This is a genomic window from Candidatus Omnitrophota bacterium, assembly GCA_030695905.1.
Taxonomy (GTDB): Bacteria; Omnitrophota; Gorgyraeia; order 2-01-FULL-45-10; family 2-01-FULL-45-10; genus CAZHPY01.
On record JAUYOL010000001.1, the window covers coordinates 85,670 to 104,973 of the forward strand.

A 19,304-nucleotide genomic window follows, 5' to 3' on the forward strand; every position below is an offset into this window, starting at 1 on the left:
TTAGACGATGCGCATATTAAGAGATTACATATTAAAGGAATTTTTCCACTCGTTTTTGCTCTCAATAGTAGTATTCACATTCGCCTTCCTGATAGGTAACATCATACAGATAGCGAACCTTGTAATAAATAAGGGCGTAAACCTGCTATCGGTGATGCAGCTGTTATTCTTCATGATACCGTGGCTCTTAAGTTTCACATTTCCGATGGCGTCACTTACATCGGTAATACTTACATTCGGGAGATTTTCCAGCGACGGCGAGCTTACCGCGATGAAGGCCAGCGGAATAAGCCTTTACCGCATAGCGTTTCCTATAATAATGGTGGGGGCTATGATAAGCGCCGCGACGTTTATATTAAATGACCAGATATCGTCAAACGCGTCTTACGCGTCGAGAAAAGTCATAAAAGAGATAGGTCTAAAAAACCCGACGGCCTATCTTGAGGCCGGTACTTTTATAAGAGGTTTTGAGAATTATGTAATATTCATATACGATGTTAAAGGGAACAAATTCAAAAATATAAGAATATACCAGCCTCAGGAGGGCAAGCCAACCCGCACCATAGTGGCGGAGTCGGGCGAGATAAACACTTTTCCCGAAAAAAATCTGCTGGAACTGAAACTATTTAACGGCACAAGCGAAGAACCGTCGCCTACGGATCCGGAAAATTTTTACAAATTGAATTTCAGGACCTATTATATGACGATAGACCTTGCTAAGATCCTCAAGAAAGAGAAGATAGACAAAAAAACCCGTGAAATGACGATGAAAGAACTGCGTGTCGAGATCAAAAAAGATATAGCGCAAAAGATAGACCCGATGCCTGTGCTGGTAGAAATGTACAAAAAGATAAATATGTCGATAGCGTCGTTTGTGCTTATACTTATAGGCATTCCTCTTGGCATAAGGGCGCACAGGAGTGAGAAATCCATAGGTTTCGGAATAAGCCTTCTATTATTTGCCATGTACTGGGGGGTGTTTTTGGGCGGTATAGCGATGTCGCTGCGGGGGACGTTACCGCCGTCGATAGGAGTCTCTTTACCCAATTTTGTATTTTTTGTGGTTGGTGTGGTGGTGTTTATATTTACAGCAAGGAGGTAGTATTTATGGGGCAGAAGAGCCGGTATCAGATAAAAAGTCAGCAGAGGCTTGTTAGGAAGAAAGCGCGGAAAAAACTTGCCGCTAAAGGCGCGAATCTCGCGGAATATTATTATGGAAAGTATTATTTAAAGCCGGAGTCTTCGGGGGCATAACATGGTAGATATTCACGATATAGTTATAGTGGGCGGCGGGCCCGCGGGCCTTACCGCCGGTATTTACGCTTCACGCGCCCGCATGAATACGCTTCTACTGGAAAAGATCGCCTGCGGCGGGCAGATATTGACAGCCGATGTAATAGAAAATTTTCCCGGGTTCCCCTGCGGTACGAATGGGCCGGACCTGGCGGACTTTATGCTGAAGCAGGCCGAGCATTTTGGCCTTGTGATCTCTACGCGTGAAGTTGCCAAGATATTACCAAAAAGCAGCCAATCCGACCCTTTCCTGATAAAGACGGTCGAAGGCGATGACATAAAGGCTCTTTCTGTAATAATATCCACCGGAGCTGACTGGAACGCTTTGGGCGTGCCGGGTGAGGATAAACTAAGGGGTAGGGGAGTTTCATACTGCGCGACATGCGATGGGCCGCTTTTTAGGAACAAAGAAGTAGTCGTTGTGGGCGGAGGAGATACCGCGCTGGGCGAGGCGATATATCTGACGCGTTTTGCCAGTAAAGTTACCGTTATACACAGGCGCGACGCTTTAAGGGCAACGCGCATATTGCAGGAAAGAGCGTTTGCCAATAAAAAAATGGAGCTTTGCCTAAAGTCGGTTGTTACCGAAATAGTGGGGACCAGCCGTGTCGAAGGCGTAAAAGTTAAAAATACGGCGACTTCCGAAGAAAAAACCATTAGGACTGACGGTGTATTCGTGCTTATAGGCCTTTCACCAAATTCAGGCATGTTTAAGGATCTGCTGAAGCTGGACGAAAAAGGCTATATCATATCAGACGAAGATATGAAGACTTCCATAGATGGTATATTTGCGTGCGGGGATGTCAGGAGCAAGCCATTAAGGCAGGTTGTTACGGCCACGGGAGAAGGCGCAACCGCCGCGGTCAGCGCCCAGCATTACGTCGAGAAGCTAAAAGGAACCGATTATAAATAGCCTTGACGTCCGTCGTATTTCATGATAATTTATAACCCCTGTGCCGAGGTAGCTCAGTGGTAGAGCGCTGCGCTGAAAACGCAGGCGTGGGCAGTCCGATTCTGCCCCTCGGCACCATTTTTTCTTCTATTAACCCGCCAACTATTTTGAAAAACTATGCAAGATAAGATAATTCAGTTAAGAAAAGGTAAAAAAGGCAGGCTCAAACCCGGCCATCCCTGGATATTCAAGGGCCAAATACTTAAGCTGACCTCATCCGTGAGGCCCGGCGATATCGTCACGGTAATAAGCAGCGAAGATGACTTTATAGGCCGCGGCTATTATAACCCCGCTTCCGACATATCTATACGACTGCTAACATTTAACGAAGAGCCCGTAGACAGCGCCCTTATACACAGAAAAATAAAAGAAGCGGTAGAAAAGAGGGAATTTCTAAAAGAAATAACGAACGCAAAGAGGCTTGTGTTCAGTGAGGCAGACGCGATCCCCGGACTGATAGTCGATCTTTATAATGATACGCTTGTCATCCAAATCTATACGCTTGGGATGGAAAAACTGAGAGAAGAGGCCTTGAGCGCTCTTAAGGACGTGGTAGGTCCAAAATATATATATGAGAAAAGTGATTCACCTTTCAGGAGGATAGAAAAATTGAAATCGGTTAAATGCTGGGTGGGCACTCCGGGGCCCGCCGAAGTCGAAATCGACGAAGCCAAGGTGAAGTTTATAGTCGATATAGAAAAAGGGCACAAGACGGGTTTTTATCTGGACCAGAGGCGGTCAAGGCTCGCTTTGCGCGCGATAGCAAAAGGTAAAAAAGTCCTGGACCTATTCTGTTATACCGGCGGGTTTTCCATAAATGCCGCTCTGGGCGGAGCAAAAAAGGTTCTCGGCATAGACGTAAAGTCCGACTGGCTTGATTTAGCCCGCAGGAACGCCGCTCTAAACAATGTTTCCGGCGCGATCGACCTGCAGGCCAGCGACGCTTTCAACGCTATTAAAAACATCTGTAATTCCGGTGAAAAATTTGATATCATAGTAGTTGATCCTCCATCATTCTTAAGGAGCAAAAAGGATCTTATAACCGCAGCTAAAGGCTACAAGGAGATAAATACGCTTGCGTTCAAAAGCCTGGCTGACGACGGGGTCTTGTGCACGTTCTCCTGTTCGCACAATATGCCGAATAAGATGTTTTCCGATATAGTAAAAGACGCGGCGGCCTGCGGCGGGAAAAAATTCGTTATATTAAAAAGGTGCAGGCAGGACAAGGATCACCCGATATCCAGAGAAATTCCGGAAACAGAATACTTAAAAGGATATTTCTTAAAGACGGTGCAATGAGCGAAGTAAAAGATAAAAAACGAAATAGCGGTGTCAGTAACGCGTTCAAGCTGTCTATGGTCGTGTTGCTTTTCGCGCTTACATTCATAAGACTTGCCTGCGCGCTGTATTTTCCATCCATAGAAATAATTTCAGATAAAATTCTCCTGGCGATAACATTATTTATAGTTGTATATTTATGGGTAAAAGAAGTAAGGGATTACCATCGCCTGCTTAGGCTGCACAAAAATTTGCAGATTACCAACGAACAATTAAAGGCTTCCGAAATCGACACCATAGCCGCGCTGATAAAAGCCGAAGAAGAAAAAGACGGGTATACCCGCGGCCACTCCGATAGAGTGACTAAAATTTCACTGGCGATAGCCCAAGAGATGAATCTTGATAACGAGAAGAAGAGACTTATCGAACGCGCGGGCATACTGCACGATATAGGCAAGATAGGGATATGTGATTCGATACTGTGTAAAAAAGAAAAGCTGACAGACGAAGAATGGCTCGTTATAAAGAGCCATCCGGATAAGGGCGACAAGATTCTGGAGCCGTTAAAATTTCTGCCCACCGAAAGGGATATAATCTTAAGCCACCACGAACGCTATGACGGGAAAGGCTATCCGCGCGGGCTTAAAGGCAGCCAGATACGCATAGAGGCGCTCATATTAGCGGTAGCCGACGCTTTTGACGCGATGAATTCCGCGCGTTCTTATAGACAGCCGCTTAGCAAAGAAGTTATAACGTCAGAATTGGAAAAATCGCGGGGCACACAACATTCGGCGGAAGTTGTTGACTATTTTTTAAGACTGCTTAAGAAAAGGCCGGAACTCTGGGAGAGGCAATGAAAAGAAGAATAGGTGAAATTTTAATGGCGAACGGCCTGATAACGAGGAAGATCCTTGACGAGGCGCTTGCTTATCAACAGGCCCACGGAGGCAATATAACCCAATACCTGATAGCTCATGGCCATATAAAAGAGGAAGAACTTGCCAAGTGTATTTCAATTCAATTCGGATATCCGTACCTGCCGCTAAGGGCCTATGAGATACCCGCGAGTATCGCGAAGATAGTACCCGTGGCTATAGTAAAAAAATACTGGCTCATACCGGTAGATAAGATTCAAAATATTATAACGCTTGTCATGGCCGATCCGTTCGACGAGGACGCGCTAAACGAGGTTGAGAAGGCTACCGGGTGCAAGGTGCAGCCGTTTGTGGGCATACTGTCGGATATACTTAAGGCGATAGAAAAATATTACGGTATAAATGTCGGATATGAAGACCTGAAAAAAACCAGGGAAAAAGCCCCGCTTTTTATCGCCGAGGAAAAGTATGCCGGTGTCGAACGCAGAAGATCTCTAAGGTTACGCGCGAAGATAGCCGTGCATTTCCCGCTTCAGAATGAATATAAAAAATCCGAGACAAAAGATGTGAGCATGCATGGATTTTTGTTTGAGTCATCCAACGCGCTTCCGATAGGATCTGTGCTGGTAATGGATGTAGAGCTTCCAAAGGATATAAATCCTTATCCGATACCCGCTATTGTAAAGGTGGCCAGAACCATAGAATTGCCAAACAAAGGTTTTGATGTAGGCGTCGAGATAATCAGGATAGCCAAGGAAGATCTGGAAAAGATTATGAACTACGCTTTGTCGCAGCAAACCGCGCAAAGATAGTTTATTCAATAGATGTTTTATAAATTATACCAAAAAATCAGGTTATTTTTACTATACCTATCCGGCCACAAAAGACAAGTTGCGGCGGCTGTGATAGAAAAAAATTCTAAGATACTCATTGCCAAAAGAAGAAGCGGTGACACTCTCGGCGGGAAATGGGAATTCCCCGGAGGAAAGATAGAGCCGGGCGAGACACCGGAAGAATGCCTGACAAGAGAGCTAAAAGAAGAGTTTGATGTAGAGACAGAGGTGGAAGGCTTTTTGTTATCCACGACATTCAGATATTTTCTGATTCCCATAGAATTGCTGGCATACAAAGTTAAGCATATATCAGGCGAGTTTAAAGCGAATGAACACGACGAGATAATGTGGGTATCCCCAAACGAATTCGATAGTTATGATCTTGTCAACGCGGATAAGCCCATAGCCAAAGTAATATTAGAAGCCAAAAATACGGGATATAAAACATAAAAATAGGAGTGAAGAATATGTGGTACTTTATTATAATCATATCGGTGCTTTATGTGGGTTTCTTTATTTGGGCTACCATAGATTACAGGAAGAAAGAAAAAGTCCAGGAAAAAGATACGGATAAGTCTGTCTGCCGTTCCGAAAACTCTCTGGATGAGTATGGCAAGAAGATGAATACCTCGGAAACCCCCGAATGCCCGGAGCCGGAAGAATGACGAAGATCAGGCATTTAGCGCATAAAAAAGGTTTTACCCTTGTAGAAGTGCTGATAGCGGCTCTTATAATGGGAATAGGCCTTATTAGTGTTGGGGCCGCTATCTATGAACAATTCTCTTTTGTTGGCCAAATAAGGGAGAGGGTCATCGCGGACATGGCCGCCCAGGAAGAGATCGAATATATTAGAGGGCTGCCGTTCAATACCATTATAAATTCTAATACAGCTTTCCCTAATCCTTCAAGCTTCAGTTCATTATTAAACAATAACAATCCAAGCGTTGCCGTAGCGGTAGACAATTACCTAAGTGATCCTTCAAATAATATTCGCAGGGTTTCCGTTACTGTAAGCTGGGATTCCTTTATGGGCAGTAGATTACAAACAAACCTCGTTACTTTAGTAACGCGTAACGGTATTGACAGACAATGATGTATATGGACCGGAAGAATAAAGGTTTCACGATAGCCGAGATGCAGATAGCGTTGTTCGTGGCTACTATCATACTGATAGCCGCAATCTCTCTTTATATATTTTATTGGCGAGGATTTGTTACGGGCAATACCGTTTTGGATATCTATTCTAATTCAAGGATGGCGATGGGGTGGATAGCAAAAGATGTCAGATCGGCCGCGGAGATATTGCCGCAATCCACAATTGTGTCGGGGCGCACAACTTCCGATAGCTGTATTGTTCTACAGGTACCGTCTATTGCCAATACCGGCGGCAGCGCCAGTGTTATACCGTCACAATTTGATGAAATTGTTTATATAGTGCAAGACGGCAACCTGCAGCGTATCGTAACTCCGTACACAGCAGGGCTTACACCAAGCGTCAGGCCGCCTGAAAACCGCGCCGTAGCTCGTTATTGTAATTTGGTAACCTTTTACAAAGTAGATACCTCCACCGGTACATGGACGCCTTTATCAGGCTTTTTGGGCAGCGGCGGGAATTTATCCACCATTAACAATATGGGCGTATCTTTGCCAATAAATGAGACTACCCTCTCTTTAAGCGGTGTAGAGACACAAAACTATTCGATAACCCCGACCATGGTATTAAGATTGCGGAATAAATAGGCGAGAAAGAGGTATAAAGTTTATGCGTAGTAAAAAAAATAAAGGCGTTGTGCTGATTACGACCATTTTGATCGCGTCTATCCTAATAATAATCGCTATACCGTATATATCAAGAGTCGCTTCGGAATATAGGCTGATGTCAAAAATGTATAAATCAACTCTTGCTCTTAATTTAGCCGAAGCGGGTATAGAGCGGGCCATCTGGGAAATATGTTATAACAATAGCGATTTTTCGGGATGGGTGTATTCAAACGAGGCCAATATTCAAACATGGGCTATTTCAAACGCAGCGTTTAAAAACACAGCCGGCAAAACAGTCGGTTATTATGATCTTGCAGTTTCGCTTCCCGTAGGGACAACAACGCGGACAATTGTGTCCACAGCTTATGTGCCGGGTAAAAGTTCTCCGGACGCGACAAAAAAGATCACGGTCAATTATGCCGGGGGCCAGTATCATTTTACGAACGCGATTGCAGCCGCCGGTTCTAATCCAAGTATTACGGTAAGCGGCAATGTAATAGTGGATAGTTATGATTCTTCGGTCGGGCCTTATGGCAACCCGAATCAGACTAACACCAGGCAGGGTAATATACAAACCAACGGCCCCATAAACCTGACCGGTAACGCATATATATACGGTAATGCGAACCCCGGGCCAAGCTATCCATTCTCGGGCAATCCTCCGGTGTCCGGTTCTTATGCAACTTTGTCAGCTCCTATCAGTGTTAATCCCATACCTGCCGCGACTGTTAACGCCGCGCGAACGACTAATAATAACAGCAATATTACCGTTACAAGCGATGGAAACACAACGGCCTATGCCGGCGGGGATGTTCTTAGCGTAAGCAGTAACGATATTTTGACACTCGCGGGCGGCACATACTATTTTACTTCGATGAGTGTGTCCGGTAACGCCCAGATCAGCGTCAGCGGATCATCTATAATATACGTGGATGGCGGCAACGTATCAGTATCCGGCAACGGGATTGTTAACAGTGGCACGCCGTTAAATCTGGCATTATATTCTACAGGCAATAATGTTACACTGTCCGGCAATTCGGCATATATCGGGACGGTATATGCGCCCGATGCTACTGTGCGGGTAAGCGGTAATGACAACTTTTATGGAGCTATTGTTTGCGGCAGCAGCGTTGATACAGGTAACGCGTCCATTCATTTTGATTTAGCGCTGATAAACGCGCCTCAAGTCGTCGATAATGATAGAATTATTTCCTGGCTCGAAGAGTAGACGCCCTATCCTATAAGCACCAAACCTCTCCCGGCGTTCTTACCACTCGATATAAGCAACTATCTCCGCTAAAAATCGTTGTAAGTTTATACTACAATCGTCGTAATGGTTTTACCTCTTAATGCGAGGTGATCCCTAATCAATTCATGGAAATGTCCAGTGATAGGAAATGTCCACTAAACAGAGGACATTTAGATGCAGTGGACATTTAATACAACCTATCTGATCTATACCATCGGACAGTTGTTCTATTTCATAGAACAGGCAGCATTTCCCTCTTTAAGAAAAACCTTGACATCAATGTTCACTAATGGTATATTGTTCAGTAATTAGTGAACATTAAAAAGGAGTGAACATTATGAATGGCCATACAAATGGAACGAATATTTTTGCTGATAAGGCGACTTTCATTCTAAGGAAGATGCTGTCTAATCCCGAAAAGAAGTGGGTTACGCGCGACTTTATGGGTGATGACGGGGTAAGCCTTGGAATGGCGCAGGGAGTGCTTGAAACGATGGCGAAGAAGGGCTACATCGAGCGGGTCAAGCGCGGTCCCGATAGCTATGCGCTTCTTACGAATAAAAACGAACTCATTAGCGATTGGGTATCGGAGTATCGGTTTGACCTAAACGAAGTCGATGTTTATTATTCCCCTGATAAGAATATTCTATTGAAGCTTAAGGATTATCTGAAAGATAAACAATACGCGCTCACTCTTCATTCGGGCGCTAACCTGATAACATCTTTTGTGGTTACAGATCAAATCGATCTGTATTTTAAGCCGGAAAACTGGAAGAAAGAGATCCTTGAGTTGCGACAACAGCTTGACTTAAAGGAGCTTGTAAGAGGCGGTAATGTCCGCATTATTTGCCCCGCGTACAAAAATAGCGTATTTTATGGGGCCCGGACAATAAAGGGATGCAAAGTTGTTTCCGGTCTACAGCTTTACCTTGATCTCTACAATTTTAAACCTCGTGGCCGCGAGCACGCGGAATATCTGAAAAAAGCATTGGAAGAGAAGGGGAAGAGCTTGTATGAATCTTGAGAAAATCGAAGCCGTATTTTTTAGTGTGCTTGAAGATATCAGCGGTTATCTTCCGGATCTCACGCTTGTCGGAGGATGGATGCCGTACATCTATTCAAATTTTCTTTGGAAAACATCCGTAAAAAATCCAGTAACCACGGTTGATATTGATTTTGGCGTGGATCAATCCGTTACCGGAGATTATTCAAAGACAATTTTTGAAACGCTTTCCCCTTTGGATTACAAAGAGCGTCATTTTAAGATGGATAGGCCGTTTCCTGTAGTGCTCTATAAAGAAAAGGTTCCGGTAGAGTTTATTACTTATCCTACCGTCGATATTAAAGCGATCGAGAAGATGGTGGGTCAGCAAATACAGATAAACAAGATCGATAAATTTGATTTTCTATTAAAACACCGGATCTCGATAAACGTTCAGGGTAAGCAAAAGAACAAAAGCTATCTTATCAATTGCCCAAGCCCATCGGCTTTTTTGTATCACAAGGGAGCGACTTTTATTTATAGGGAGAACGAAGAGAAGCGGGCTAAGGATTTGTACTACATGTACTTCATCTTGCGGTACGCGCCTGACATCGATGCTATTTTGAAGGAAGTATCCCAGTACAGAGAAAAAGGGCATTTAATGGATGTGCCGGATAATATAAATAAGTTCTTCGAAAGAGTTTCAAGTCAAGGGTGCCTTTTGATAGAAGAGGAAAACGGCCCCGATGAATACATTCATGATGTTCGGCAGGACATATTTGATAGATTTAATGGGCTGAAGGAAGCATTAAAAGGGATCGGCAAGTGAAGACCTACGCTGTCGGCGATATTCATGGCGCCTACAAGGCATTGATACAGTGTTTTAATACTAAGAAATACTGGCAGTCGGATTTGTCGCCGGAATTATATGGCGGGACACTGGACAGATTATAAGGGCCAAGTCGCGAGAGTTGATGATTTATTTTGGACCTCAAATTACATGAAAAAAGCCATAATCGTTAATGATAAAATGCAGAAGAATTTCCGCTATTATCTGACAGAGCCTGCCGGTAAAAATTTCCACCCGGAATTTAAGCCGGAGCTCACCCCGAAAGAAATGCTGGAGATGGGAGTCTTTGGCGGGAAATACATGACCGATTGTGGAAAGGAATTTCCCGGATCATGGTACAAAAAAGCAAAGCTATGTCCCGAAAAACATGACGCAAACTTAAATTATTTCGGCATAAACGCGAGCCAGCCTCTTTCTATTTGGAGAAAGAAAGGATGGATATATCCGGATGATCCCCGCGGATGGTTCCAGTGGTATTGCCGTTATTATATGGGGCGGCGCCTTCCGGGAGAGGATGAGCGCCAGATAAAGAGATGGAAGGCGATAAAAAGACATATCGCTCAAGTTAAGAAAAACTGTAAGAAACAAGACGCCGCCTGCAGGCCTAGGCAACGGCAGGCAATCCTTCATTGGGCGTATGACAGTAGAACATTATAAAGGAGCTAAAGGATATGAGTAAAAAAGACAAAAAGATCATTCTTATAGCCCAGCGCAACCCTCAGGCCGCCTTCAGCGCGTTGGACGGACCAGGAGCCGGGATGGGGCGAAGAAGATCACCTGATGAATGAGTAGAGATTTTTGGGAAAATCTGCTATAATCTCGTGAAACACGCTGGCGTAGCTCAGTTGGTAGAGCAGCGGTTTCGTAATGGAAACAGGGCAGTTTTCGTAACCCATTGATATTGTTGCAACTGCGTTATTTCACTGTGAGTTACGTCGCAATTCGAGTTGTAGCAATCTGGACGAATCTGTGTCATTCTGGCTATGTTTTTATCACAAATTTAGCACAACGACCCCGCGTCGTCATTGCGAGGCCCGAAGGGCCGAAGCAATCTCAATCGCGGTGTAATGATCGCAGTAGCCGACGTTTTAACGTCGGCTACGTCTGTATAGATGCATAGAAGTGGGGTTATTTGCGTCCACGTCGCGTCTGGCGGGCATGATCAGGTCAGTCTATGCTTACGGGTCCTTGGAAGGGGGGTCGGGGTGCGGGTCGGGCGAGGCGCAGGTTGTCAGTGATTTCAGGTTTGAAAAAGCGTGTCCATGTCAATTCATCTAAGGACACACTATCAGCATAGGTGATTTGGGACGTCCTTTCCGTCGGAGAATGGCAATATTTTGCGTCAAAAATTATCATCGCCGGGAGGGCCAAAACAGCCGTTTTTAGGGACATTTTGCTGATTTTTAAGAAATTTTTTATTACAAGTTTGTTATCATTTGTAACAAAGCGTATAGGTGATTTATGGAAAACGGTTACTACGAGACATATACAGTGCGAGAGATCGCCAAGCAGTTTAAAGTCCATCCCTACACTGTCCGAAGACTGGCAAGGCGGAAGAAGATCCCCGCCTTTCGATTCGGCGGCCAGTGGAGATTTCATAAACTCGACATCGAGCGATGGGCAGCGTCCTACCCCATAAGTATCAAACCTCTGCCGGTGTTCTCACCACTCGATATAAGCAGCCATGTTCGCTAAAAATAGATTAATGTTCACTCAGCCCTTAATGTTCACTAAACAGTGAACATTAGGGTGTGGGCGTCTTGTCGCAAAAACTGTATACTTTTTGCGACATAAATTAAGGCCATGTCCCGCTATCTTTAATTCTGCATGAATGTTACATATAATGTAATAAAAACGACAGGAGATTTTCGTTGACTTACCCTGTGATTCGTGCTATAAAGTGCAATAACAGCAATGGAGGATAAAATGTCAAAGATAGGAGCCTCACACATGGATATCGTAAAAAAATTAGAGCTGTATCGCTTGGAGAATAAGATTACCCAGCAGGCATTGGCTAAAGAGCTTGACGTAGCCTTTTCTACTGTCAGTAGGTGGTTTAACGGCAAGACAGTTCCCAGCAAAATTCAGCAGTATCATGTAGAAAAGTATCTGAGGAAGAAGGTGGGAGTATGAAATTCACAGAAAGCGAAATCGTAGAGCTCAAAACATCGACATCAGAGCTCAAAGAGGCGATCATTTCATTGGGGGCCATGTTGAACAAGCATGGCAAGGGCACAGTTTATTTCGGCATCGGTGATAATGGTGCCGTTTTGGGACAACAGATCGGCAAATCAACCATAAAAGATGTTTCAAAAGCCATCAGTGATTGGATTGAACCCAAGGTTTATCCTGATATTCAGGCCAAGAAAATACAAGGCAAGGACTGTATTGTTGTTAAAGCCAGCGGACATGATGTCGTGTATTCGGCCCGCGGACGATACTATTTACGGATGGGAGAGGAAGATAAGAAACTTTCGGTTGATGAACTAAGGCATCTGGTTGAAAAGAAAAATAACTATGCCTATTCATGGGGTGCTGAGCTTTCTAATTTTTCACTATCAAAGGTTAGCGTTGCGACGGTTAAGAAGTTTGTTGAGAAAGGCCGCAAGGCCGGACGTATTGAATACGCTTATGATTCGGCGCATAACGTCCTTAATAAAATTCACCTACTCAAGGGTAAAAGATTGCTTAACGCGGGTCGGGCGCTATTTTGTGAAGACAGTGGTGTTGAAGTTCAAGCGGCTGTCTTTGCCGGTAAAGATAAAACGACATTCGTCGATATTCAGAGTTTTCGCGGGCCTCTTTTTAGTTTGATCGAACGGTGCGAAGTTTACGCCAAAGAACACATTAACTGGCGCGCTGATCTTTCCGGTAGCACAAGGGTGGAAATCCCGGAGGTTCCCGTCCGTGCTATGAAGGAAGCTATTATCAATTCCCTTTGCCACAGAGATTTTTATAATCCTAAAACGAACGAGATCGCTATTTATCGAGATAGGATCGAAATTTATAACCCCGGCCAGTTTCCTTTTGACCATGATCCGGACGAGTTCATCGCAGGTCATGGTAAAAGCTATCCCAGAAACCCACTGATTGCGGAAGCTTTTTATCTGGCTAAGGATATTGAGCGGTGGGGGTCAGGCTTGCGGCGTATCAAGGAAGAATGCGATGCCGCGGGTGTGAAGGTTGCCTTCGAGAAGGTATCTACCGGCTTTCAGGTGACGTTTTATCGGTCAGAAGCCGACACTACCCCTCAAAAGGGCGGAGAAACTGGGGAAAAAACTAGGGTAGAAACTAGGGTAGAAACTAGGGTAGAAATAATCAAAATTATGAAAGAAAATCCTCGCGTTACAGTAGGAGATATTGCGAAGGCGACGGGATTGACCATAAAAGGCGTTGAGTGGAACATCAAGGATCTTAAGCAGAAAGGCTTGATTAAGCGTATCGGACCTAATAAGGGCGGCCATTGGGAAGTGGTGACGCAATAATGATTCTCGTCCTCGCAGGGAATAAAGATGAATTCGAAAAGTTTTTGGAGAACCACGAGCCTAAAAACATTTTTAGATTTATCAGCAATGATTCGGATTATGCAGGGCATAAGAAATGCGATCTACTTCGTATCGGGTCTTACGAAGACAATCCATTGTGGAAAGACATGGATAAGCGGAAAATGTTAAATAAATATTGCTGTTCGAACGAAATTGACATAAATGATGCTTATTTGCGTAGATAATGCGCAATTAGTGCACGATTAGTTAATGAGCCATAAATGAGCCAAATGCGCCAAAGGGGCGCTAATGGGGCGAAAGGGGCAGTAAGGTTCGATTGCACGATTTGGACGAATAGTGCACGATTGGCCTAAGGGGACATAAAGGGGACAAATGAGCAGGGTTTTATTATGAACTATTGGTGGACATCAGATTATCACTTTTCGCATTTTAATATCATTCGCTATTGCAAGAGGCCTTTTGAGACGGCTGAAGAAATGAATGAAACGATCATCCGCAAGCATAATGAGCGGGTTAAGCCGGACGATACAGTTTTCTTTCTGGGCGACTTCATCTTTAAAGGTGGGAAAGAAGGTGGTGTAGAGAAATACCGGCAGTTCGAAAAGAGGCTGAATGGTAAGTTTATTTTCATCAAAGGCAACCACGACCGGCATAACAGCCTCAATACGATTATCTCGAAGATGTATATTCATTATGGCTCTAAGGATATTTGCATGACGCACCGGGCCGAGGACGCGGACCCGAATGTGCCATGGAATTTCTGCGGGCACGTTCATGAGAAGTATAAGGTGAAACGTTTGAACGAGAATTCCATAATAGTGAACCTTTGTGTTGAGGTGTGGGATTATTATCCGGTCGCGTTTAAACAGATCAGTTCCGTGATTGCAACATTCATAAAGGAAGAGAAAAATGGTGTGTCGCAGGATCAGATATAAATTGGAGTAGATTTTATGGATACAAAAATAATGAGGAGTATTTCTTATGCCAATGATTAAATGTACTGATGAACAAGCTCATTTAATAGAATTGTGTTTGGAAACCATGTGCAGAGCTACCATGGGTCAACTAAGGCATGTTATCGAATCTATGGAGCAGATTAGAGGAAAATTATTTGAGGTGAAATGTCCGGATGGAGAAGTGCGAAGTTTTTATTCTCTTGGAAGCTATATAGAATAAATGATAAAACCCATCCTTTTTCCGGAGTTATCCTCTAATGAAAGTTATGGAGTTGGGCAGAAGGCCATTGGGAAAGGGCAGGTATTGTACGAAATGGAAAAGGTTTTGCAAAATTACCGTGCCAAAAAGGACAATCATCCTAAAAATTCAGTTACTTGGCATGAGCCTTTACACTACAGTAAAAAACCATTGATTGAGGTTATGAAATTACAGAATGAGATGAAGCAGGTTAAGAAGAAGAAAATGGTTCAAAGGGCTCACAATGCGTTCAAAAGGGGCCCGGCGAGCGTAGTTAAACGAAAGGGTTATCGTAAATTGAAGGGCAACCATTAAGGATTTCTTAATAGTTCAAATTAGCCAATAACCTGTTGGCCAAATGGAAGCAAGGCAAGAGATAATATGCGTTACTTGTTCTATATCAAAACAAGTAAAACTTAACAAGTTGATTTACATAGAGTTACAGCATTTTTACTTGGTTTTTCGTTGAAGTGAAGAACATAGAAGAGAAGAATGGCAAAAGAAGCATTGGAGTTATGGCAGGCCCTACCGACGGATACAAGATGCATGCTTTTGAGCAACGTCTGGTGCGGTGAGTGCCGGAAGGCGGTGACCATTGTCGATTATCATGCGGAGTTAAAGGGCGTAGTGGTCCTGCAGGGCTTCTGCGGCACCTGCGGGCATAAGGTAGCTCGGGTCATCGACGATCTGGCCCCGGCTCCAAAGAGGACGAAGCAAGGCAATAAGAGAAAATACAGAAAATATTAGATGCTTACAGAAAGGGCCAGGCATGGCAAAAAATAAGAATACAAATGGTGATTTGAACTTTGAGCCGAAGCTGTGGCAGACGGCTGATAAGATGCGTAATAACATGGACGCTGCCGAATATAAGCATGTGGTGTTAGGGCTTATCTTCCTTAAATATATATCAGATGCCTTCAGTGAGCTTTATCAGAAATTAGCTGGTACCAAAGGCGCGGACGCTGAGGATCCGGACGAATACAGGGCCGAAAACGTATTCTACGTCCCAAAAAAGGCCCGATGGGATTATCTGCAGAAAAACGCGAAACAGCCCACCATTGGCAAGTTTATTGATGATGCAATGGATGAAATCGAGAAGGATAACTCCACCCTGAAAGGCGTTCTTCCTAAAAACTATGCCCGGCCGGCCCTTGATAAACAGCGTCTCGGAGAACTCATCGACCTTATTGGGACAATTGGCCTTGGTGACAAAGAAAATCGAAGCAAGGACATCTTGGGCCGTGTATATGAGTATTTCCTGGGCCAATTTGCGGATGCGGAGGGCAAGAAAGGCGGACAATTCTATACTCCGCGCAGTATAGTGCGCTTGCTTGTCGAAATGCTCGAGCCATATAAAGGTCGGGTATTTGATCCATGCTGCGGATCGGGCGGCATGTTCGTCCAAGGCGAGAAATTTGTGCAGATACATGGTGGCCGAATTGGCGATATTGCCGTATATGGACAGGAATCAAACCAAACAACATGGCGTCTTTGCAAAATGAATCTTGCTATTCGTGGTATCGATGCCAACATCGCATGGAACAACGAAGGCAGCTTCTTAAATGACGCTCACAAGGACCTTAAGGCCGACTTTGTCATCGCTAACCCTCCGTTTAACGACAGCGACTGGAAGGGCGAACTTTTACGCGAAGATATTCGCTGGAAATATGGGACGCCACCTATGGGCAATGCAAACTTTGCATGGGTTCAACACTTCATTCATCATCTTTCACCCACAGGGCTGGCTGGCTTTGTCTTGGCTAATGGCGCTATGTCGTCTAACGCTTCAGGTGAAGGCGATATCAGAAAAAGTATCATAGAAGCAGATATCGTGGATTGTATGGTGGCCCTACCCTCACAGCTTTTCTATAACACTATGATACCGGCATGTCTTTGGTTTATCGTGCGTGATAAGAAAAATCACAAATTCAGAGATCGACGCGGTGAAACACTTTTTATCGACGCTCGCAATATGGGCGCCATGATCGACCGCAGGCACCGCGAACTTACGGACGACGATATTACCAAGGTCGTTGGCACATATCATGCTTGGCGTAGCAAGGGTGGTAAATATAAGGATATAGCCGGATTCTGCAAATCAGCGAAACTATCAGAAATTCAAAAGCATGGCCACATTCTCACCCCGGGCCGTTATGTGGGGGCTGCTGAGGTTGCGGAGGACGATGAGGTATTTGAAAATAAGATGAAGCGTCTCACGGGTGAGTTGTCAGAGCAGTTTAAACAATCGGATAAGCTTGAGGCAGAGATCAAAAAGAATCTCAAAGGCTTAGGATATGAAATTTGAAAGCTAGAGAATATTATTCCGATAGTAAAAATGGCGGTTTTTATGTATGCATATAATTTTAAACCGAAACAGAAAGCGATAAATTTTAAAGAAATTTTTGTTGTAATGCCATTCGGAAGCAAATACGACGATATTTATGAGAAATTGATTGTGCCAGCAACTGAAAAAGCGAATGGCATACTGTCTTATAGTGGTAGTCAGCGGTTGCTTCCCTACAGATCCAAAGATGATATACGAACAACTTCTGGCTGGATTAATGTATTAGAGCATTTATTAACGGCGCAAATAGTTCTCGGGGTCCTTACTGATAATAATCCTAATGTGTTTTATGAGCTGGGGATAGCGCACGCTACAGAACCAATTACTCGTCAAATCCTCGTAGCGCCGAAACAATATGAGCGGCAATTTGATTTAAAAGATCTTATTTACTACGAGTATGAAGATGAGCTTGATAAAAGTATTGACCCATTGGCTAGTCGAATAGCAGACGCTATCAAAAGCTACAACATTGATGAGGAAAAAAAGATTAACCAAGCACGAATGCTCATCGGTCCTTATGAATTTGAGGTGCTGATGACGCAGGGAAGCAAAAGGAACTTTGTATTGCATACATCAGTAAAAGGCCGTGAAGACTACGAGAAAGAACTTTTGGCAAGGTTGGGCGAAGAACATTTAAAAGGAGCGTTTGAAAGGCATGTTCCTGCAATAGCCAATCTTTGTAGCCACGGGTTTCTTGGCCTTCACACATCTTCCGAACGAAAGGACGATAAAACCGTTGTTCATTTTTCTTATCATTGGACAGAGTTAGGCAATAGCTTACTTTATTTTATGAAATTAATACCGATTGAGGAATTGAGAGCTAGGCGCGATGGAATGCCAGCATATTTTGATTAAATCTATGAACAAAAATTTCAAACAAACAAAACTTTGTGAAACTCCTGAAGGGTGGGATATCCAAGCCATTGCGGATTTACCCATTGAGATTATTGATGGTGATCGAGGGCTAAATTATCCTAAGAAAGATGAATTTAAAAAACAGGGGTTTTGTCTATTTCTTAGTACTAAAAATGTCCCAGGAGAACATTTTGATTTTACCGAAGCTGATTTTATTAACGAGGAACGGGATCGTCTCTTACGAAAAGGTAAATTAAAAAAAGAAGATATTGTCCTTACAACGCGTGGCACAGTAGGTAATATTGCGTATTATCATGAACAAATTCCTTACGAACACATTCGTATAAATTCTGGAATGGTTATAATTCGCAATATGGGAGACAAATTTGATACGGGTTATCTATGCCATCTTTTGAAAAGCCCTATAGTGAAACAGCAATACCTTAGCTTTGCTACTGGATCGGCACAACCACAGTTGCCGATCAGGGATATTAACAAAATTAGACTAACAGTACCTTCTATTTTAGAACAGCGTGCCATTGCCAAAATCCTTTCTGACCTTGATGATAAAATAGAACTCAATCACCGGATGAACAAAACCCTCGAATCCATCGTGCAGGCGACTTTTAAGCGGTGGTTTGTAGATTTTGAATTTCCAGATGAACATGGTAATCCATATAAAACATCTGGTGGAAAGATGACTGACTCTGATCTCGATGAGATCCCTGATGGATGGACTGTTAAGGAAATATCTGATTGCGGAGAAATTGTATGTGGAAAAACACCTCCGACGGTTGACAAAGACAATTATGGCAATGATTTATTCTTTATAACCATACCAGATATGCGCGGGCAAGCGTTTGTAATAAAAACGGAACGAAAACTCTCTAAAAAAGGAGCTTCGACGCAAAATAAAAAAGAATTGCCGGCTCTAACTATTTGCGTAAGTTGCATTGCGACCCCCGGCCTAGTTTCCTTGACCAGCGCCCCCAGCCACACAAACCAACAAATTAACAGCATTGTTTGTAATAAAAATATTAGCCCATTTTTTATGTACTACACAATGCTTTATAAGAGTGAAGAAATAAAGACTATGGGCCTTGGTGGTACCGCAACGCTAAATCTTAATACGGGAAATTTTGCGCGCATTAAAATAGTCGTACCGGAAAAGACAATCACGGACGCTTTTCATAAAACAGCAACACCTTTTATGGAAAAGATTTTGTCTAATTTGAAAGAAAATGAAAGTCTTTACATTATTCGCGGTTCTCTTTTACCAAGGTTAATGTCAGGAAAAATAAGGCTAGGTAAAAATTAATTTTATAGGAGGCG

General features: G+C 43.6%; 24 protein-coding genes and 1 tRNA gene. All 25 read left to right on the forward strand.

The window, feature by feature from the left end; translation table 11 throughout:
• Window positions 1-7: 7 nt before the first annotated feature.
• Window positions 8-1,102, forward strand: a complete 1,095-nt coding sequence (locus tag Q8R38_00465) for an LptF/LptG family permease (GenBank protein ID MDP3790507.1) — start codon at window positions 8-10, stop codon at window positions 1,100-1,102.
• A gap of 5 nt (window positions 1,103-1,107) precedes the next feature.
• The gene (locus Q8R38_00470; protein ID MDP3790508.1) at window positions 1,108-1,254 is read left to right on the forward strand and encodes a hypothetical protein; all 147 of its coding nucleotides are present in this window, start codon (window positions 1,108-1,110) and stop codon (window positions 1,252-1,254) included.
• 1 nt (window position 1,255) lies between these two features.
• A complete protein-coding gene (trxB, locus tag Q8R38_00475) occupies window positions 1,256-2,206 on the forward strand; it encodes a thioredoxin-disulfide reductase (GenBank protein ID MDP3790509.1) in 951 nt (316 codons plus the stop codon).
• A 42-nt stretch (window positions 2,207-2,248) separates the two neighbouring features.
• A tRNA-Phe gene (locus tag Q8R38_00480) sits at window positions 2,249-2,323 on the forward strand.
• A 39-nt stretch (window positions 2,324-2,362) separates the two neighbouring features.
• A complete protein-coding gene (locus Q8R38_00485; GenBank protein MDP3790510.1) occupies window positions 2,363-3,544 on the forward strand; it encodes a class I SAM-dependent rRNA methyltransferase in 1,182 nt (393 codons plus the stop codon).
• The gene (locus Q8R38_00490; protein ID MDP3790511.1) at window positions 3,541-4,380 is read left to right on the forward strand and encodes an HD domain-containing protein; all 840 of its coding nucleotides are present in this window, start codon (window positions 3,541-3,543) and stop codon (window positions 4,378-4,380) included. The genes Q8R38_00485 and Q8R38_00490 overlap by 4 nt, the downstream gene beginning before the upstream one ends.
• A complete protein-coding gene (locus Q8R38_00495) occupies window positions 4,377-5,210 on the forward strand; it encodes a PilZ domain-containing protein (GenBank protein ID MDP3790512.1) in 834 nt (277 codons plus the stop codon). The genes Q8R38_00490 and Q8R38_00495 overlap by 4 nt, the downstream gene beginning before the upstream one ends.
• A 12-nt stretch (window positions 5,211-5,222) precedes the next feature.
• Complete coding sequence (locus Q8R38_00500) at window positions 5,223-5,681, forward strand: (deoxy)nucleoside triphosphate pyrophosphohydrolase (GenBank protein ID MDP3790513.1); 459 nt, start codon at window positions 5,223-5,225, stop codon at window positions 5,679-5,681.
• A 17-nt stretch (window positions 5,682-5,698) separates the two neighbouring features.
• Window positions 5,699-5,896: a hypothetical protein gene (locus Q8R38_00505; GenBank protein MDP3790514.1), complete on the forward strand. Its 198-nt coding sequence runs from the start codon at window positions 5,699-5,701 to the stop codon at window positions 5,894-5,896.
• Complete coding sequence (locus Q8R38_00510; GenBank protein ID MDP3790515.1) at window positions 5,893-6,324, forward strand: prepilin-type N-terminal cleavage/methylation domain-containing protein; 432 nt, start codon at window positions 5,893-5,895, stop codon at window positions 6,322-6,324. Before Q8R38_00505 ends, Q8R38_00510 begins: the two co-directional genes overlap by 4 nt.
• 5 nt (window positions 6,325-6,329) lie before the next feature.
• Complete coding sequence (locus Q8R38_00515) at window positions 6,330-6,971, forward strand: hypothetical protein (protein MDP3790516.1); 642 nt, start codon at window positions 6,330-6,332, stop codon at window positions 6,969-6,971.
• 22 nt (window positions 6,972-6,993) lie between these two features.
• Window positions 6,994-8,220, forward strand: a complete 1,227-nt coding sequence (locus tag Q8R38_00520; protein ID MDP3790517.1) for a hypothetical protein — start codon at window positions 6,994-6,996, stop codon at window positions 8,218-8,220.
• Between the two features lie 358 nt (window positions 8,221-8,578).
• Entirely contained in the window at window positions 8,579-9,265 is a 687-nt protein-coding gene (locus Q8R38_00525) for a type IV toxin-antitoxin system AbiEi family antitoxin (protein ID MDP3790518.1), read from the forward strand.
• Complete coding sequence (locus tag Q8R38_00530) at window positions 9,255-10,052, forward strand: GSU2403 family nucleotidyltransferase fold protein (GenBank protein MDP3790519.1); 798 nt, start codon at window positions 9,255-9,257, stop codon at window positions 10,050-10,052. Before Q8R38_00525 ends, Q8R38_00530 begins: the two co-directional genes overlap by 11 nt.
• Window positions 10,049-10,177, forward strand: coding sequence for a hypothetical protein (locus Q8R38_00535; protein ID MDP3790520.1), 129 nt, complete (start codon window positions 10,049-10,051; stop codon window positions 10,175-10,177). The genes Q8R38_00530 and Q8R38_00535 overlap by 4 nt, the downstream gene beginning before the upstream one ends.
• 46 nt (window positions 10,178-10,223) lie before the next feature.
• Complete coding sequence (locus Q8R38_00540; GenBank protein MDP3790521.1) at window positions 10,224-10,730, forward strand: hypothetical protein; 507 nt, start codon at window positions 10,224-10,226, stop codon at window positions 10,728-10,730.
• Window positions 10,731-11,534: 804 nt separating this feature from the next.
• Window positions 11,535-11,768, forward strand: coding sequence for a helix-turn-helix domain-containing protein (locus Q8R38_00545; protein ID MDP3790522.1), 234 nt, complete (start codon window positions 11,535-11,537; stop codon window positions 11,766-11,768).
• Window positions 11,769-11,999: 231 nt separating this feature from the next.
• Window positions 12,000-12,206, forward strand: coding sequence for a helix-turn-helix transcriptional regulator (locus Q8R38_00550; GenBank protein MDP3790523.1), 207 nt, complete (start codon window positions 12,000-12,002; stop codon window positions 12,204-12,206).
• A complete protein-coding gene (locus tag Q8R38_00555) occupies window positions 12,203-13,558 on the forward strand; it encodes an ATP-binding protein (protein ID MDP3790524.1) in 1,356 nt (451 codons plus the stop codon). The genes Q8R38_00550 and Q8R38_00555 overlap by 4 nt, the downstream gene beginning before the upstream one ends.
• 410 nt (window positions 13,559-13,968) lie before the next feature.
• Entirely contained in the window at window positions 13,969-14,514 is a 546-nt protein-coding gene (locus Q8R38_00560) for a metallophosphoesterase (protein ID MDP3790525.1), read from the forward strand.
• A 241-nt stretch (window positions 14,515-14,755) separates the two neighbouring features.
• A complete protein-coding gene (locus Q8R38_00565) occupies window positions 14,756-15,088 on the forward strand; it encodes a hypothetical protein (GenBank protein MDP3790526.1) in 333 nt (110 codons plus the stop codon).
• 177 nt (window positions 15,089-15,265) lie between these two features.
• Window positions 15,266-15,520 carry a hypothetical protein gene (locus tag Q8R38_00570; protein MDP3790527.1) on the forward strand — a complete coding sequence of 85 codons (255 nt, stop codon included), beginning with the start codon at window positions 15,266-15,268 and terminating at the stop codon, window positions 15,518-15,520.
• 22 nt (window positions 15,521-15,542) lie between these two features.
• Window positions 15,543-17,078, forward strand: a complete 1,536-nt coding sequence (locus Q8R38_00575; protein ID MDP3790528.1) for a class I SAM-dependent DNA methyltransferase — start codon at window positions 15,543-15,545, stop codon at window positions 17,076-17,078.
• Window positions 17,079-17,120: 42 nt separating this feature from the next.
• Window positions 17,121-17,972 carry a hypothetical protein gene (locus Q8R38_00580; GenBank protein MDP3790529.1) on the forward strand — a complete coding sequence of 284 codons (852 nt, stop codon included), beginning with the start codon at window positions 17,121-17,123 and terminating at the stop codon, window positions 17,970-17,972.
• Between the two features lie 4 nt (window positions 17,973-17,976).
• Entirely contained in the window at window positions 17,977-19,290 is a 1,314-nt protein-coding gene (locus Q8R38_00585; protein MDP3790530.1) for a restriction endonuclease subunit S, read from the forward strand.
• The last annotated feature ends 14 nt before the right edge of the window (window positions 19,291-19,304 follow it).